Annotated in this window: 14 protein-coding genes; 8 read left to right on the top strand and 6 right to left on the bottom strand. The window is 74.0% G+C overall.

The features are described from left to right. Window position 1 precedes the first annotated feature (1 nt). The 4 genes from LBW97_RS04380 (at window position 2) to LBW97_RS04365 (ending at window position 4,382) form a co-directional block, all read left to right on the top strand. Window positions 2-856: an aldo/keto reductase gene (locus tag LBW97_RS04380; RefSeq protein ID WP_224498174.1), complete on the top strand. Its 855-nt coding sequence runs from the start codon at window positions 2-4 to the stop codon at window positions 854-856. Window positions 857-991: 135 nt separating this feature from the next. Next, complete coding sequence (locus LBW97_RS04375) at window positions 992-2,146, top strand: acyl-CoA dehydrogenase family protein (RefSeq protein WP_224498173.1); 1,155 nt, start codon at window positions 992-994, stop codon at window positions 2,144-2,146. Beyond that, window positions 2,139-2,804: a PaaI family thioesterase gene (locus LBW97_RS20330; RefSeq protein ID WP_224498172.1), complete on the top strand. Its 666-nt coding sequence runs from the start codon at window positions 2,139-2,141 to the stop codon at window positions 2,802-2,804. Before LBW97_RS04375 ends, LBW97_RS20330 begins: the two co-directional genes overlap by 8 nt. 78 nt (window positions 2,805-2,882) lie before the next feature. Beyond that, window positions 2,883-4,382 carry an ATP-binding protein gene (locus tag LBW97_RS04365; RefSeq protein ID WP_224498171.1) on the top strand — a complete coding sequence of 500 codons (1,500 nt, stop codon included), beginning with the start codon at window positions 2,883-2,885 and terminating at the stop codon, window positions 4,380-4,382. Between the two features lies 1 nt (window position 4,383). Here LBW97_RS04365 and LBW97_RS04360 read toward each other — a convergent pair whose 3' ends face one another. Genes LBW97_RS04360 through LBW97_RS04350 form a run of 3 tightly spaced genes read right to left on the bottom strand, consistent with a single transcriptional unit; the run spans window position 4,384 to window position 7,731 of the window. Further along, complete coding sequence (locus LBW97_RS04360) at window positions 4,384-5,502, bottom strand: NAD-dependent epimerase/dehydratase family protein (protein WP_224498170.1); 1,119 nt, start codon at window positions 5,500-5,502, stop codon at window positions 4,384-4,386. A 9-nt stretch (window positions 5,503-5,511) separates the two neighbouring features. After that, a complete protein-coding gene (locus LBW97_RS04355; protein ID WP_224498169.1) occupies window positions 5,512-6,876 on the bottom strand; it encodes an MFS transporter in 1,365 nt (454 codons plus the stop codon). A gap of 27 nt (window positions 6,877-6,903) precedes the next feature. Continuing rightward, a complete protein-coding gene (locus LBW97_RS04350) occupies window positions 6,904-7,731 on the bottom strand; it encodes an alpha/beta fold hydrolase (protein ID WP_224498168.1) in 828 nt (275 codons plus the stop codon). Between the two features lie 123 nt (window positions 7,732-7,854). On the opposite strand from LBW97_RS04350, the gene idi reads away from it, so the two are divergent. From idi to LBW97_RS04330, 4 genes are all read left to right on the top strand, one after another. Further along, entirely contained in the window at window positions 7,855-8,394 is a 540-nt protein-coding gene (gene idi, locus LBW97_RS04345) for an isopentenyl-diphosphate Delta-isomerase (protein ID WP_224498167.1), read from the top strand. Window positions 8,395-8,494: 100 nt separating this feature from the next. Further along, window positions 8,495-9,337 (top strand): polysaccharide deacetylase family protein, encoded by an 843-nt coding sequence (locus LBW97_RS04340; RefSeq protein ID WP_224498166.1) that lies wholly within the window; start codon window positions 8,495-8,497, stop codon window positions 9,335-9,337. An 85-nt stretch (window positions 9,338-9,422) separates the two neighbouring features. Next, window positions 9,423-10,196 carry an SDR family NAD(P)-dependent oxidoreductase gene (locus LBW97_RS04335; RefSeq protein ID WP_224498165.1) on the top strand — a complete coding sequence of 258 codons (774 nt, stop codon included), beginning with the start codon at window positions 9,423-9,425 and terminating at the stop codon, window positions 10,194-10,196. Window positions 10,197-10,216: 20 nt separating this feature from the next. Further along, window positions 10,217-10,456 carry a hypothetical protein gene (locus tag LBW97_RS04330; protein ID WP_224498164.1) on the top strand — a complete coding sequence of 80 codons (240 nt, stop codon included), beginning with the start codon at window positions 10,217-10,219 and terminating at the stop codon, window positions 10,454-10,456. Window positions 10,457-10,462: 6 nt separating this feature from the next. Here LBW97_RS04330 and LBW97_RS04325 read toward each other — a convergent pair whose 3' ends face one another. The 3 genes from LBW97_RS04325 to LBW97_RS04315 are packed head-to-tail and all read right to left on the bottom strand — an operon-like array spanning window position 10,463 to window position 14,609. Then, window positions 10,463-11,557: a M20 family metallopeptidase gene (locus LBW97_RS04325; RefSeq protein WP_224498163.1), complete on the bottom strand. Its 1,095-nt coding sequence runs from the start codon at window positions 11,555-11,557 to the stop codon at window positions 10,463-10,465. A gap of 56 nt (window positions 11,558-11,613) precedes the next feature. Beyond that, entirely contained in the window at window positions 11,614-13,977 is a 2,364-nt protein-coding gene (locus LBW97_RS04320; RefSeq protein ID WP_224498162.1) for a SpoIIE family protein phosphatase, read from the bottom strand. Then, window positions 13,974-14,609, bottom strand: coding sequence for a biliverdin-producing heme oxygenase (locus LBW97_RS04315; protein ID WP_224498161.1), 636 nt, complete (start codon window positions 14,607-14,609; stop codon window positions 13,974-13,976). The genes LBW97_RS04320 and LBW97_RS04315 overlap by 4 nt, the downstream gene beginning before the upstream one ends. Between the last annotated feature and the right edge of the window lie 8 nt (window positions 14,610-14,617).

Below are 14,617 nucleotides of genomic sequence, written 5' to 3'. Positions count from 1 at the left end.
CATGACCACCGCACAGATCAGCGACACGTTCAGCATCGGTGGGGACCTCCCCGTGCACCGCCTCGGCTACGGCGCCATGCAGCTCCCCGGCAAGGGTGTCTGGGGCGAGCCGGCCGACCGCGCCGCCGCCGTCCGCGTCGTGAAGGCCGCGATCGAGCAGGGCGTCGACTTCATCGACACCGCCGACTCCTACGGCCCCGAGATCAGCGAGCAGATCATCGCCGAGGCGATCCACCCGTACCCGGAGAACCTGGTCATCGCGACCAAGGCCGGGCTGACCCGGCAGGGCCCCGACGTCTGGACGCCGGTCGGTCGGCCGGCCTACCTCAAGCAGCAGGTCGAGCTCTCCCTGCGGCACCTCAAGGTCGACCGCATCGACCTCATCCAGCTCCACCGCATCGACCCCGAGGTCCCGCTGGCCGACCAGCTCGGTGCCTTCGCCGAGCTCAAGGAGCAGGGCAAGGTCCGCCACATCGGCGTCTCCGAGGTCTCGGTCGAGGAGCTGAAGGCCGCCCGCGAGATCACCGAGATCGTCAGCGTGCAGAACCTCTACAACCTGACCACGCGGCAGAGCCAGGACGTCCTGGACTACGCCACCGCCGAGGGCATCGCCTTCATCCCGTGGTTCCCGATCGCCACCGGCAACCTGGCCGCGCCCGACAGCCCGGTCGCCGACATCGCCCGCGAGCTCGACGCCACGCCGTCGCAGGTCGCGCTGGCCTGGCTGCTGCAGAAGTCGCCGGTGATCCTCCCCATTCCGGGCACCAAGTCGGTCGACCACCTGACCGAGAACCTGGGTGCGGCGAAGCTGACGCTGTCGTCCGAGGACATGGCCCGCCTGGACGCAATCGCGTAAGCCCCGCACCAACGCACCAACGCACGAACTACACGAACTCGTGGCCATCGATCGCTGATGGCCACGAGTTCGTGTGGTTCGGCACCGGCGGACCCCGCCTCGATGCCCTGCTGAGTCGCACGTCACGATGGCCCCGTGGACGCCGAGGACTTCCGCCAGATCAAGGACGCCGTTCGTCAGCTCGTGCGCGAGGAGGTCGTCCCCCTCGAGGAGCGGATCGAGGACGAGGACCGGATCCCCGACGAGCTGCGCGCGCAGATCGCCGAGATGGGGCTGTTCGGCTACGCGCTGCCCGAGGAGTACGGCGGGCTCGGCGTCACGATGAGCGAGGACGTCGAGCTGGCGATGGAGTTCGGCTACACGACGCCGGCCTTCCGCTCGCTGTTCGGCACCAACAACGGCATCTCCGGCCAGGTCATCGCCCGGTTCGGAGACGAGGCGCAGAAGCAGAAGTACCTGCCGGGGCTGTCGGCCGGGAAGCTGATCGGCTCCTTCGCGCTCACCGAGGCCGAGGCCGGCTCGGACCCCTCCGCGTTGCGCACGAGCGCCCGGCGCGACGGCGACTCCTGGGTTCTCAACGGCAGCAAGCGCTACATCACCAACGCACCGCTGGCCGACCTCTTCGTCGTCTTCGCCCGGACCAACCCGGAGGAGAAGGGCGGCCGAGGCATCTCCAGCTTCGTCGTCGAGACCACGACGCCGGGTGTCACGGTCGGTCCCAAGGACAAGAAGATGGGCCAGGCCGGCGCCTGGACCGCCGAGGTGTACTTCGACGACGTGCGGGTGCCCGCTGAGGCGCTGATCGGCGAGGAGGGCCGCGGCTACGCCAAGGCGCTCACCGTGCTCTCCCGCGGCCGACTGCACATCGCCGCGCTCTGCGTCGGCATGGCCCAGCGGGTGCTCGACGAGTCGGTCGCCTACGCCGCCACCGCCAAGCAGGGCGGGGCGCCGATCGGTCGCTTCCAGCTCGTGCAGGCGATGCTCGCCGACATGCACACCGAGCTGCTCGCCGGCCGCAGCATGGTGCGCGACGTCGCCGCCCGTTACGACTCGGGTGAGGACACCTCGGTCGGCCCGTCGTCGGCGAAGCTCTTCTGCACCGAGATGGTCGGCCGCGCCACGGACAAGGCGGTGCAGGTGCACGGCGGCATGGGCTACCTGCGGACGACGCCGGTCGAGCGCTTCTACCGCGACGCGCGCCTCTACCGGCTCTACGAGGGCACCAGCGAGGTGCAGCGGGTGATCATCGGCGGCGCGCTGCTGCGCGAGGCCGGCATGCCCCGTGGCTGAGGAGCGGGCCGCCCGGCGCGACGCCGTCGGCGAGCTGGGGGAGGCGCTGCGCGAGCTGGTCGGCGCCGCCGTCCGCACCGAGGTGCCGATCGAGCGGCTGGCCGAGGCCACGCGGGCTGCGCGCGAGCTGACCGCGCTGCTCTCGGACGACCTGCGCGAGGTGCACGAGATCGCCGCCGTCGACGACCCGGAGACCGGCGAGCGCTGGTACAGCCCGGTCTACGGCCCGGGCAGCCCGGTGGCGCCGCCGATGGTGGTCGAGGACTTCCCGGCCGAGGGCCGGTGCGTCGGGCACGTGACGGTCGGCAAGCAGCACGAGGGACCGCCCGGGCTGGTGCACGGCGGCGTGACCGCCACCCTGCTCGACCACGTGCTGGCCCGGTCCGCGCGCGCCGCCGGGCACGGCGGCCTCACCGCCACGCTCACCGTCACCTACCGGCGGCCGGTCCACCTCGGCGTTCCGCTGGTGGTCACCGGACAGCTCGTCTCGGTCGAGGGACGGCGGGCCACCGCGACCGCCCGGCTGGTGGCCGAGGACGACCCCGAGACGACGCTGGCCGAGGGGGAGGCGTTGCTGATCGCGCTGCGCGCCGAGCGGGCGAGCGAGGTCTTCGCGAGGACCGGCCGGGCCGTCGGCGCCTGGACCTCGAAGACCTGAACGCCGCAGGGCGAAAAGCCGGGGACGGCACCCATCGGTTCCGCTACGGTCCGTCGACCGACGGCAACCGGAGGATCGATGAACGACTCGGCGTACGGCTCGGAGCTGCGCCTGACCTTCGACGACGACGACGACGGCCGTGACGCCGTCGCCGTCGGCGGCAGCAGGGACCTGCTGCGCCCGGAGTTGGCCGACGTCGGCCGGCTGGCGCGGCGCGGCGTGCGGGCGCTCGTCGGCGCGGCGCGTGCGGAGGAGCGACCGCAGCTCTCCCGGCTGATCTCCGGGCACCTGGGCGAGGCCGCCGAGGGGCTCGACGTGGTCGAGGAGACCTGGCCGGGCTACGAGCACGTCAACGTGCAGGCCGGTCTCGACGCGTGGCTGGCGGTGCCCGGCCGGGCGCACGAGATCGTGGGCGTGGTGGGCTTCCAGCACACCGTCTTCGGGCTCGGCGAGCTCCTCGACCAGGACGGCGAGCGCTTCCGCCACGGGCTGCGCCCGGGCAACCCGGCCACGGTGAACCTGGCCAGCGGGCCGGACGGCCAGATGCGGGCGTGCCAGCGGTGCGCGGTCTACCTCGTCACCGAGCCCGACGGCTCCCGGGTCACCGTGCTGCTGCGCGGGTCGTCGGCCGACATGGGCATGCCCCAGGTGTCGGTGCAGCTCGTCGGCACCGACCCGGCGGGCGCCGCACGGGCGGCCGGCGAGATCCGGGCGGCGGCCGTCGAGCACAACGTGTTCCGCGGCCAGGTGCTCTCGTTCGGCCAGGAGGTGTTCGGGCACGGCCAGACGCTGCTGCAGTTCCACCGCCGCCCGCAGATGGGCGCCGACCAGCTCATCCTGGCGGCGGAGACCCTGGCGGAGATCCAGCGCCAGGTGGTGGACGTCGCCCGGCACAAGGAGCGGCTGCTCGCCGCCGGGCAGCACCTCAAGCGCGGGGTCCTGCTGTACGGCCCGCCCGGGGTCGGCAAGACGCACACGGTCCGCTACCTGGTCAGCAGCCTGCGCGAGACCACGGTCATCCAGCTGACCGGCAACGCCCTGCACCTGATCGCCGAGGCCTGCTCCGTGGCGCGGACGCTGCAGCCGGCGATGCTCGTCGTGGAGGACGTGGACCTCATCGCCGAGGACCGCGGCATGCACCCGGGAGAGCACCCGCTGCTGTTCCAGCTGCTCAACGAGATGGACGGGCTGGCCGAGGACGCCGACGTCGTCTTCGTGCTCACCACGAACCGGGCCGACCTGCTGGAACCGGCGCTGGCCGCCCGCCCGGGCCGGGTCGACCAGGCGGTCGCGCTGGCCCTGCCCGACGCGGCGGCGCGCCGGGCGCTGTTCGACCTCTACCGCGGCTCGCTGGAGGTCGACACCAGCGGCCTGGACGAGGTGCTCGCCCGGACCGACGGGGTGACGGCGTCGTTCCTCAAGGAGCTGCTCCGCCGTGCAGCGCTGGTCGCCGCGACGCGGACCCCGGACGGCATCGGGCTCGCGGTGTCGGCCGAGGACCTGACCGCGGCGCTCGACGAGCTGCTGGACACCCGGAACGCGATGACCCGCACCCTGCTGGGCAGCGCGCCCGGCTGAGTCAGTTCGCCCGCGGGCCCGGTGCGTTGGCCGGGTCGCCGCCCGGGTCGAGCACCGGGCCGCCGGCGGGGCGGAACAGCGGACCGGGGGCGCCGGCGCCGGCGCCGAGGGCGGCGACGAACTGCCGCAGCACGTCGTCGCCGCGGTGGAACGGCGCCCAGTCCAGCAGCTTGCGGGCGCGCTTGGTGTCCAGCGCCGGCACCTGGGTGCCGATGTCGAGCCAGCCGGGCTCGGTGGGCACCACGTGCGCGGCGTGCGCGGCGGCGAGGCCCGCCCGCAGCGCGAACGCGGGGGTGGGCACCCGCATCGTTCCGAGCGCCTTCGCCAGCGCGTCGGCGTCCATCAGCGGCTCGGCGGCGAGGTTGAACGGGCCGGGCGCGCGGCGGTCGATCATCCGCTCGATGGCGTCGGCGACGTCGTCGGCGTGCACGAACGAGATCGCCAGTGCGGGCAGCGGGAGAGGCAGCAGCTTCGCCACCGCCCCGGGCAGCATCCGCGCCGCGCCGAACAGCAGCGGACCCAGGAAGTAGCGGCCGATCTCGCTGCCGGCCTGGGGCTGGAGCACCAGTGTCGGGCGGACGACGGTCACTGTCGTGTCCCGGTGCCGGCCGAAGACCTCGCGGACGACCCGCTCGGCGGCGGACTTGTCACGGCTGTACTGGGCGCTGGGAATGCCGGTGGTGGGCCAGTCCTCGGTGACCCGGTGCCCGCGCGCGCCGCCGGCGTAGGTGCCGATCGAGCTCATGTGCACGAACTGCCCGACGCCCGCGGCGGACGCCGCCCGGGCCACCCGGCGGGTGCCCTCGACGTTGATCTCGTGCAGCAGGTCGGGGTCCCGGCCCGGCTGGAGCGCCCACGCCAGGTGCACGACGACGTCGGCGCCGGCGACGAACTCGGCCAGCTCCCGCTCGCTCGCCGCCTCGCCGAGGTCGGCCAGGTGCCAGCGCACGCCGTCGTAGGGCGCGACCGACGGCGGGCGGCGGCGCGAGAGTCCGCGCACCTCGCCCACCCCGGCGGACGCGCGGGTCAGCCGGCGGAGCAGTGCGGTGCCGACGTTGCCGCTGGCTCCGGTGACGGCGATCGTCTTCCCGGCGAGCTGACCGGGGGAGAGCTTCGACATGACCTGCCGCTACCCGGCCTTCTCCGCACCAACCGGGGACGATGACGGCGTGCTCTCGTCCAGGGCCTTGCCGCGCAGTTCGGGCAGCCCGAGCGCGGCGATCGAGCCGAGGACGAAGAAGGCGGCGAAGGCGGCGAACACCAGGCCGGTGCCGCCCCCGTCGACCAGCAGGGGCACGCACAACGGCGCGAGGATCGAGGCCAGCCGTCCGAATCCCGCGGCCGCGCCTGCGCCGGTCGCCCGCAGCGCCGTCGGGTAGACCTCCGGCGTCACGGCGTAGAGGGCACCCCACGCGCCGAGGTTGAAGAAGGACAGCACCATGCCGGTGAGCAGGACCGCCGTGTCGCCGTCCGCGGCGGCGAACATCCCGGCACCCGCGGCCGAGCCGAGCAGGAAGGTCACCAGCGTCGGCCGGCGGCCCCACTTCTCGATGAGGAAGGCAGCGGCCGCGTAGCCCGGCAGCTGCGCCAGGGTGATGTAGAGCGTGTACTCGAAGGACTTGACCAGTGAGAAGCCGTCGTTGAACAGCAGCGTGGGCAGCCAGATGAACGCGCCGTAGTAGGCGAAGTTGATGCTGAACCAGACGCCCCACAGCGCCACAGTGCGGCCGCGGACGCCGGCCGCCCACAGCGCGCGGGGGCCGGGGGAGGCGACCGGCTTCGCGGGGGGCGAGTCGACCGGCGCGACTCCGGCGGCGGACTCGAACCGGCGCACCGCGGCCTCGGCCTCGTCGGTGCGGCCGCGCAGCTCCAGGAACCGCACGGACTCCGGCAGCGCGCGGCGGACGACGACGGCGTAGAGCGCCGGCACCGCACCGAGGGCCAGCGCCCAGCGCCATCCGTCGTCACTGGCCGGGACGACGAAGTAGCCGATCAGCGCCGCGAGCGTCCAGCCCACCGCCCAGAACGCCTCGAGCAGGACGACCAGCCGGCCGCGGATGCGGGTTGGCGCGAACTCGCTGACCAGTGTCGAGGCCACCGGCAGCTCGGCGCCCAGGCCCAGCCCGATCAGGAAGCGGAAGACCAGCAGGGCGCCGACCGACCAGGAGAGCGCCGCCGCACCGGTGGCCAGGCCGAAGACCAGCAGCGTGACGGCGAAGACCTGGCGGCGGCCGAACCGGTCGGCCAGCAGCCCGCCGAGCGTGGCGCCCAGGGCCATGCCGGCGAAGCCGATCGAGCCGATCCAGGACAGCTCGGTGGCCGACAGCCCCCACTGCCCCGCGAGCGCCGCCATGACGAAGGAGATGAGCCCGACGTCCATGGCGTCCAGCGCCCAGCCCATGCCCGAGCCGACGACCAGCCGGCCGTGCTCGCGGGTGTAGGGCAGCCGGTCCAGCCGCTCGGCGCGGGTCAGCGGGGCCGTGGACTCCGTCATGCGCGGCAGTCTTCCAATCCGCTCGGATCAGGCGCGCACGTGGGCGGTGATCAGCTCCGCGGTCCGGTCGGCGGCCAGCTCCGGGATCCAGTGCGTCACGTCCTCGAGCACCTCCAGCCGGTAGAAGGCGTCGACGAAGCGCTCGGTGTCCTCCGTGGCCTTGCGGCCGAGGAAGGCGTCGCCGGTGCTCCAGATGTGCAGGGTCGGCACCTGCACCTTCCCGACCGGGTCGCGACCGGTCCACGGCAGCGCGCGGTACCAGCCCAGGGCGGCCGAGAGCGCGCCCGGCTCCCGCATCCGGCGCACGTAGCGGTCGACGGCGTCGTCGGGCAGGCCGCCGTGCCTGAGCAGCCGGCGCAGCGCGGCGCCCTCGCCGGCGAGCAGCAGCCGCTCCGGTACGACCGGGAGCTGGAAGAGGCCCATGTAGTAGGAGCGCAGGCCCTGGTCGCTGGTCACCATGGCGCGGGTCATCGCGCCGGGGTGCGGCACGGAGATCGCGGTGAGGGTGCGCACCCGGTCGGGGTGCCAGGCGCCGAGCGCCCAGCCCACGATGCCGCCCCAGTCGTGACCGACGACGTGCGCGGACTCCAGCCCGGCGGCGTCGAGCAGCGCCACCACGTCGTGCGCCGTCTCGCGGAGCCGGTAGTGCGAGCGGCCGCGCGGGCGGGCCATGGGGGAGTAGCCGCGCTGGTCGGGCGCGAGGGTGCGCAGCCCGTGCTGGTGCAGCGCGGGGGCGACCCGGTCCCAGGCGCTGGAGTCCTGCGGGAAGCCGTGCAGGAGGACGACGGGTTCGCCGTCGGTCGGCCCGGCGTCGCGGACGTCGAAGGTCATGCCGTCTCGGCGGAAGCTGTCCACGATCGGTCCCTGTCCCCACCGGGGGCGGGGATCCATGCCTGCTCTGCGGGTTCTTCTCGCGCTTCCGGCGTCCTGCAGTGCCGCTGGAGCACGAGGAACACCCGCAGAGCGCACAATGGCCCGGTGACTGCGACCTCCCTCGAGCTGATCGTGCTGGTCGACGACGAGGGCCGGTCGATCGGCACGATGCCCAAGCCGGAGGTGCACCACGGCGAGACGCCGCTGCACCGGGCCTTCTCCGCCTACCTCTTCGACGACGCAGGCCGCCTGCTGGTCACCCGCCGCGCGGAGGACAAGCAGACCTTCCCCGGCATGTGGACCAACACCGTCTGCGGCCACCCCGGCCCGGACGAGGCCGACGGCGACGCGATCGCCCGGCGCGCGGGCTTCGAGCTCGGGCTCGGCGTCAGCGGCATCCGGCCCGCGCTGCCCGGCTACCGCTACCGCGCGGAGTTCCTCGGCGTCGTGGAGAACGAGATCTGCCCGGTCTACGTCGGTCGGTTCACCGGGACCCCCGCGCCCGAGCCGACCGAGGTGTGGGAGTGGGAGCTGCTGGACTGGGCGGCTTTCCGCCGTCGCCAGGAGACGGAGGGCGACGCCTGGTCGCCGTGGTGCCGGGAGCAGGCGCGGCTGATCGAGGAAGCCGGTCTGCACACCGCCTGACGGCACCCGGAGTGGTCGGCTGATCGCCCTACGTTCCGGTCCGGCGCGTCGGCCCGCGCCCTCCCCGGGATGCTGAGCGCCGCTCACTACCTTCCGCGGCATGGAACGACGAAGGTTCCTGCTGGCGCTGGCCGCAGGTCTGGCCGGAACAGCGGTCGCGCGTGGTGCGGCCGGGCTGGGAGACGCCGTCGCTCCGCCCCCTGTGAGCCCGCCGGTACCCGCCAGCACGTTGGCGGCGGTGGCGCCGCGCGGCGTTCCCGGTCTGGTGCCGGTGCCGCCTCCGGTCGGCGTCGTCGACGCGCTGCCGGGGGAGGGGACGGGGCTGGCGCTCACGATCGACGACGGCACCAGCTCGGAGGTCGTGGGCGCGTTCGCCCGGTTCGCGCAGGACAGCGGCGTCCGGCTGACCTTCTTCCCGAACGGCCGCTACGCCAGCTGGGAGGAGAACGCGCCCCTGCTGCGCACGCTGATCGAGTCCGGGCAGGTGGCGATGGGCAACCACACCTGGTCCCACCCCGACCTCACCACCCTGGGCGACCGGGAGGTGGCCGAGGAGATCCGACGCAACCAGGAGTTCCTCAGCAACGTGTTCGGCGTGCGCGACAGCCCGTTCCTGCGGCCACCGTTCGGAGCGCACGACGAGCGCACCGACCGGATCGCCGCGGACCTCGGACACCCGACGATCGCGATGTGGAACGGCACGCTCGAGGACTTCCAGGTGCTGACGCCCGAGCAGCTGATGGCGGCCGCCCGGCGCTGGTTCGCTCCCCAGACGATCGTCGTCGGGCATGCCAACCAGCCGTCCGTGACCACCGTCTACGGCGAGCTCCTCGAGCTCATCGCCGAGCGCGGCCTGCGCACCGTCACGCTCGCCGACGTCTGGGCGACGCCGGGCCAGCGGGTCCGGGGCACCACAGCCGACGGCCGGCTGACGACGGGCTAGCGGTCCGCCCCGGTCCGACCTGCGGCTGCCCCGATCGTCGGCGAGGCTGTCCGGGACGGCAGACGGACGACGACGGGGGAGTGGGATGGACAGGCCGCTGGAGGGTCGGGTCGCACTCGTCACGGGAGGCGCCAGCGGACTGGGCCGGGCCACCGCCCTGGCGCTGGCCGAGGCCGGGGCGCACGTGGCGATCGGCGACATCGACGCCGCCGGGAGCGAGGAGACGCTCGGCCGGCTCACCTCGGCCGGCGGCTCCGGCGAGGTCGTGCCACTCGACGTCACCGACGACGGCAGCCGCCGCGCGGTGGTGGAGCAGCTGTTCGACCGGCACGGCGACGCGTTCGACGTCCTGGTGAACGTGGCCGGCATCGACCGGCCCGGCTACATCACCGACATCGACCTCGACGACTACCGGAAGGTCATGGCCGTCAACTGCGAGGGCCCGATCTTCCTCACCAGCGAGTTCACGAAGCGGGTCCAGCACCTGCCCGAGGGGCGGACCGCCGACGTCGTGCACGTCGTCTCCCTGTCGGCCATCACCTCCGGCAGCGGCGCGATCGCCTACAACGGTTCCAAGGCCGGCTTCCTGAACGCCACCAAGTGCATCCAGCGGGAGCTGCGGGAGAAGGCGGTCCGGGCCGACGACGGGAGCGAGCGGCCGTTCCCCTGCCGGGTGCAGAGCGTGATCCCGGCGGCGATGGACACCCCGATGATGGAGCAGTGGGGCATCCCGGGGCACCTGATGATGCCGCCGGTCGCGGTCGCCCATGCCATCCGGACGCTGGTCACGCTGCACCCGGCGGCGTTCATCCCGGAGATGCAGATCGTTCCCCGGCTCGAGCCGAACTTCCCCCGCTGACGCCGGTGAGGAACAGCGGTGTGAACGAGCCCGAGGACCCCACCTCCGCGACCGCGATGGCCTCGGGCTTCGAGGGCGGCCGGACGACCCGGCTGGGCCCGGGTGACCTGGCGCCCGACGAGGAGCGGCTGCTCGCCGCGCTGGAGCGGGACGCCCGGACCCCGGCGCCGGCCGTCGCGGAGGAGCTGCCCCGGCCGACCGTGAGCGGACCGCCGGACGACGGGCTGACGCCGACGTTCATCGCTCCCGGCGGCGACTGACCCCGGTCAGTGCGGCCACCGGGCGGCGACCCCGGTGAACAGCGCGACCGCCTCCTCGAGCTCGCTCAGCTCGGCGTACTCGTCGACGGCGTGCATGACCGCGGGCGTGCCCGGCCCCCAGACCACGATCGGGGCGCCGCCGACCACCTGACCGAGCACGGAGGCGTCGGTGAAGTACGTGGCCGGGGTCGGGAGCACCGGCGCGGGCAGCGCGGCCACCCACGGGTCAGCGGCCGGGGTGCCGACCGGCGGGAGGTCCACGCGCACCTCGACGTCGGCGATCTCGGGCTGGTCGCGCCACCAGGCGAGGAGCGCGGCGCCGTCGGTCACGGTGCGCAGATCGATGACCGCCTCGGCCCGGTCGGGAACCACGTTGGGCACCGTGCCGCCGGAGACGATTCCGCAGTTCCACGTCTCGGACCCCAGGAAGGCATCGGTGCCCAGGGGGAGTGCCCCGGAAGCCCGGGAGAGGACGGCGACGAGATCGAGGACGGCGTTGTGACCGCGCTCCGGGGTGCTGCCGTGAGCCGCTCGCCCGGCGGTCCGCACCGCCAGCCAGAGCGCGCCCTTGTGGCCGAGGACGACCTGGTTGCCGGTCGCCTCGGGAACGATGACGGCGCCGATCGACTGCTCGTCCACGGCGCCGGCCGCGGCGGCGGCCCCCTTCGAGCCGATCTCCTCGTCGCTGGTCAGCAGCAGGGCGACGGGGACCTCCGGGTCGGTCGCGGCCAGGGCGGCCGCTGCGGCGACCAGTCCCGCCTTCATGTCGCTGGCGCCCCGACCCCACACCCGGCCGTCCTCGACGTCGGCGCCGAACGGGTCGCGCTGCCAGGCCGCGGGCTCGGGGACCGGCACGGTGTCGACGTGGCAGGCCAGGAGCAGCTGCGGGCGGTCGGGATCGGTGGGCGTCCGCAGCAGGGTCCACGGCCGGTCCGGGTCGCGACCGACGCGGACGTCGAGGTGCGGGGCGCGCTCGCGGAGCACCTCGGTCACCAGCCCCATGCAGTCCCGCTGGGCGGGAGCGCTGCCCGAGACCGTGGGGCGGCGGACGAGCTCGCGCACGACGGCCGATGCATCCAAGCCTGCAGCTCCGGTGTCCATCGCCCGATCCTGCCCGGGCGCCGCCGCCCGCGCAGTCCGCAGCCTCAGCCGGCCGGTCAGCGCTCCCCGGGGCGCAGGCGGACGGCGACGAGGGCGACGTCGTCCTCCGCGCCCTCGGGGATGAGCCGGTGGATCAGTTCGTCGCACATCCGCTCGACGGGGAGGTGGCGCAGGTCGGCCAGGGCCGCTCCCAGCAGTTCCACGCCGTCGTCGAACACCTGGTCGCGGCGCTCGACCAGCCCGTCGGTGTAGAGCAGCAGGGTCGAGCCCCGCTCGATCTCCAGCTCGTGCGCGGTCCGGGGGCGGGTCGGGTCGACGCCCAGCAGCAGACCGGGCCGGCCGGAGTCCAGCAGCCGCTGCGTGCCGTCGGGCGCGACCACGAGCGGGGGCAGGTGGCCGGCGCTGGCCCAGCACAGCCGTGAGACGCCCCGCTCCTGCTCCTCCGGGGTCTGCTCCAGCCGGGCGACCAGCACGGTGGCCATGGCGTCGATGTCCAGGCCCTGGATCGCGGCGTCCAGCCGGGAGAGCACCGTCGCCGGGCCGGCTCCGTTGTCGTAGGCGATGCCGCGCAGCAGGCCGCGCAGCTGAGCCATCGTCGCGGCCGCCTCGGTGTCGTGACCGACGACGTCGCCGATCACCAGCATCGTGGAGCCGTCGGGCTGCTGGAAGACGTCGTACCAGTCGCCACCGACCTGGGCCTCGCGGGTGGCGGGCACGTACCGCACGCCCATCTCCAGGTCGTCGGGCTGCGGCGGGTCGGACAGCAGGCTGCGCTGCAGCGTCTCCGCGGCCCGCACGATGCTGCGCGAGCGCGCGTACAGCGCCTCGAGGAGGTGCGTGCGCAGCTCGGTCACCTCGGCGACCTCCTGCGCCGTCCACGACTCCGACCGGCCGCGGACCGTCTCCCGCCACCGCTCGAAGGACTTGCGGGGGCTCAGCCGGACCGAGTCGCCCTCGCGCTCGGCGATCGCCTTGTTGTGCGGGTCGCCGCCCCAGTCGATGTGCCGCACCGCCTCGCCGCGGAACCACAGCACGTACTGGCCCTCCGGAAGCGGCAGGACCAGCACGCCGCAGGCGAGCTCCTCGGGTGCCCTCAGATGCGGCGCGTCGACGCCCAGGGTGTCGGTGGCGACGACGTCCTCACCTCGGGCCGCGGCCCACGCGGCGATGCCGTCAGCCAGTGCGGGGGGCAGGTCGGCGCCTGCGGTGCCGCAGTGCCCTTGGAGGTTCACCACGACACCGTCGGCGTCCAGGACGTCGAGGAGGCTGGGGTGGCCGAGCAGGGTCTCGGGAAGCGTGCGGTCCTCGTCGAGCGCGGCGGCGGTCAGCCAGGCCAGGGTGGATCGCACCCGCAGTGCGCGCTCGACCTCGTCGTCGGCAGCCCGGTCGATGAGCCGCACCGAGAGGGTCGAGCCGAGGAACTCGGCTGCCGCACGGGTGGCGTAGGGCGGGGCGTGCGGTCCGCTGTAGTGGTGGCAGGCGATGAGCCCCCACAGCTTGTCGCCGCGCAGCAGCGAGATCGACATCGAGGCGCGCACGCCCATGTTGTGCAGGTACTCCACGTGGATGGGGGAGACGCTGCGCAGCGTGGAGTACGTGAGGTCCAGCGGGCCGCCGGTCACGGGGTGGTCGACCGGTTGGATGGGGACCGGCGTGTAGTCCACGTCGGAGATCAACCGGATCCAGTTCTTCTCGTACAGCGCCCGCGCCTGGGCCGGGATGTCCGAGGCGGGGTAGTGCAGCCCCAGGAAGGAGTTGAGTTCCTCGCGCTTCGCCTCCGCGACGACCTCGCCGTTGTAGTCGGCGTCGTAGCGGTAGACCATCACCCGGTCGAAGCCGGTGAGGGAGCGCACCGCCTGCGCGGTGATGTCGTACAGCTCCGGCAGCGAGGAGGCGCGGTTCAGCGCCGCCACCGTTCCGCGGATCGCCTGGTAGGTGTTCGGGAAGGAGAACGGTCGCGGCCCGCGCGCCGGCTCCAGCTCGATCACCAGGCTCGACAGCGGCAGCGGATCCGCCGCCACGGGCCCGTCCCCGGCGTCCACCGTGGCCTGCTCGAGCACCGCCCGGTGCAGCAGGGCGTCCACCGGGACGGGGTCGCCGTCGAGGTCCAGGGTGATCTCCACCGGGTTCCGCTCGCGCAGGTCGCCGAACGCGCTGGCGGAGCGGATGACGGCGCCGGCGGCGGCCGGGCCCAGCACGTCGGAGAGCGGGCGGCCGATGGCGTCCGCCCCGCGCGCCCCGGTGAGCTCGGCGAGGTTCGCCGAGGCCTGCTGGACCACCCAGTCGGCGTCGCTCACCACGATCAGCACACCGCGGGGCTGGATGCTGCCCGGGACGTGGATCGGCTCGCGCTCGCAGTTGGACAGGTCGACCGGCGTGCCGGGTGCCAGGAAGTCGACCGCGGGATCGACGCCGGTCACGCCGGCACCTGGGCCGAGCTGGCGGCCGGTGCGCAGTGCTCGGCCAGCGCCTGAAAGGTCTCCCGGGCGGCGGCGACGATCCGGTCCACCTCGCCTCCCGCGGCGACGTGGGCTCGGGTGAACCGGCGGAAGGCCGCCCACATCGCCCCGGTCTCGGGGCCGTAGGGCGAGAAGGCGGCGATGCGCACGTCGGCGAGGGGAGGCAGCGTCGCCAGGTGCCGGTCGATGAACGTGCCGCCCAGGGTCGAGCCCTCCAGCACGTACAGCCGGCCCAGCGCCTCGTCGGTGCCGGTCACGGCCGGCAGCTGCGGGGCGTCGTCCGGGACGTCGGCGCCCAGGGCGCGCAGGTCCGCGGCGAAGAGGTCCGCCCGCCGGCGCCGGGGCCAGTCCACGGCGGCGGCGTCCGCCGGGCAGCGGGCCGCCCACTCGTCGAGGCCGTGCTCGGCGGCCACCCAGAAACCGTGCATCACGGCGAGCGCGCGGCCGAGCCGGTCGCGGTCCAGCCGGGGATCCAGCAGGTCCAGGGTGGCCTCGACCGCCTCGTGCTCGGCGGCCGTGCCGGTGCGCAGCCGCCGCAGGACGTCGCGGTCGCTGCGGTCGTCCTGGTGCTCTGTCGTGTCGTCCGCAGCCATCGGGTCCG

Origin of the sequence: Blastococcus sp. LR1, assembly GCF_020166105.1 — a bacterium.
Taxonomy (GTDB): Bacteria; Actinomycetota; Actinomycetes; order Mycobacteriales; family Geodermatophilaceae; genus Blastococcus.
This window is presented reverse-complemented; position numbering and strand designations above follow the sequence as displayed.

Bases quoted from the DNA above. Each gene is read 5' to 3' on its own strand.
- LBW97_RS04355 (WP_224498169.1), bottom strand. From the start codon at position 6,876: ATGACGGAGTCCACGGCCCCGCTGACCCGCGCCGAGCGGCTGGACCGG.
- LBW97_RS04325 (WP_224498163.1), bottom strand. From the start codon at position 11,557: ATGGACACCGGAGCTGCAGGCTTGGATGCATCGGCCGTCGTGCGCGAG.
- LBW97_RS04365 (WP_224498171.1), top strand. From the start codon at position 2,883: ATGAACGACTCGGCGTACGGCTCGGAGCTGCGCCTGACCTTCGACGAC.
- LBW97_RS04360 (WP_224498170.1), bottom strand. From the start codon at position 5,502: ATGTCGAAGCTCTCCCCCGGTCAGCTCGCCGGGAAGACGATCGCCGTC.
- LBW97_RS04340 (WP_224498166.1), top strand. From the start codon at position 8,495: ATGGAACGACGAAGGTTCCTGCTGGCGCTGGCCGCAGGTCTGGCCGGA.
- LBW97_RS04315 (WP_224498161.1), bottom strand. From the start codon at position 14,609: ATGGCTGCGGACGACACGACAGAGCACCAGGACGACCGCAGCGACCGC.
- LBW97_RS04335 (WP_224498165.1), top strand. From the start codon at position 9,423: ATGGACAGGCCGCTGGAGGGTCGGGTCGCACTCGTCACGGGAGGCGCC.
- LBW97_RS04380 (WP_224498174.1), top strand. From the start codon at position 2: ATGACCACCGCACAGATCAGCGACACGTTCAGCATCGGTGGGGACCTC.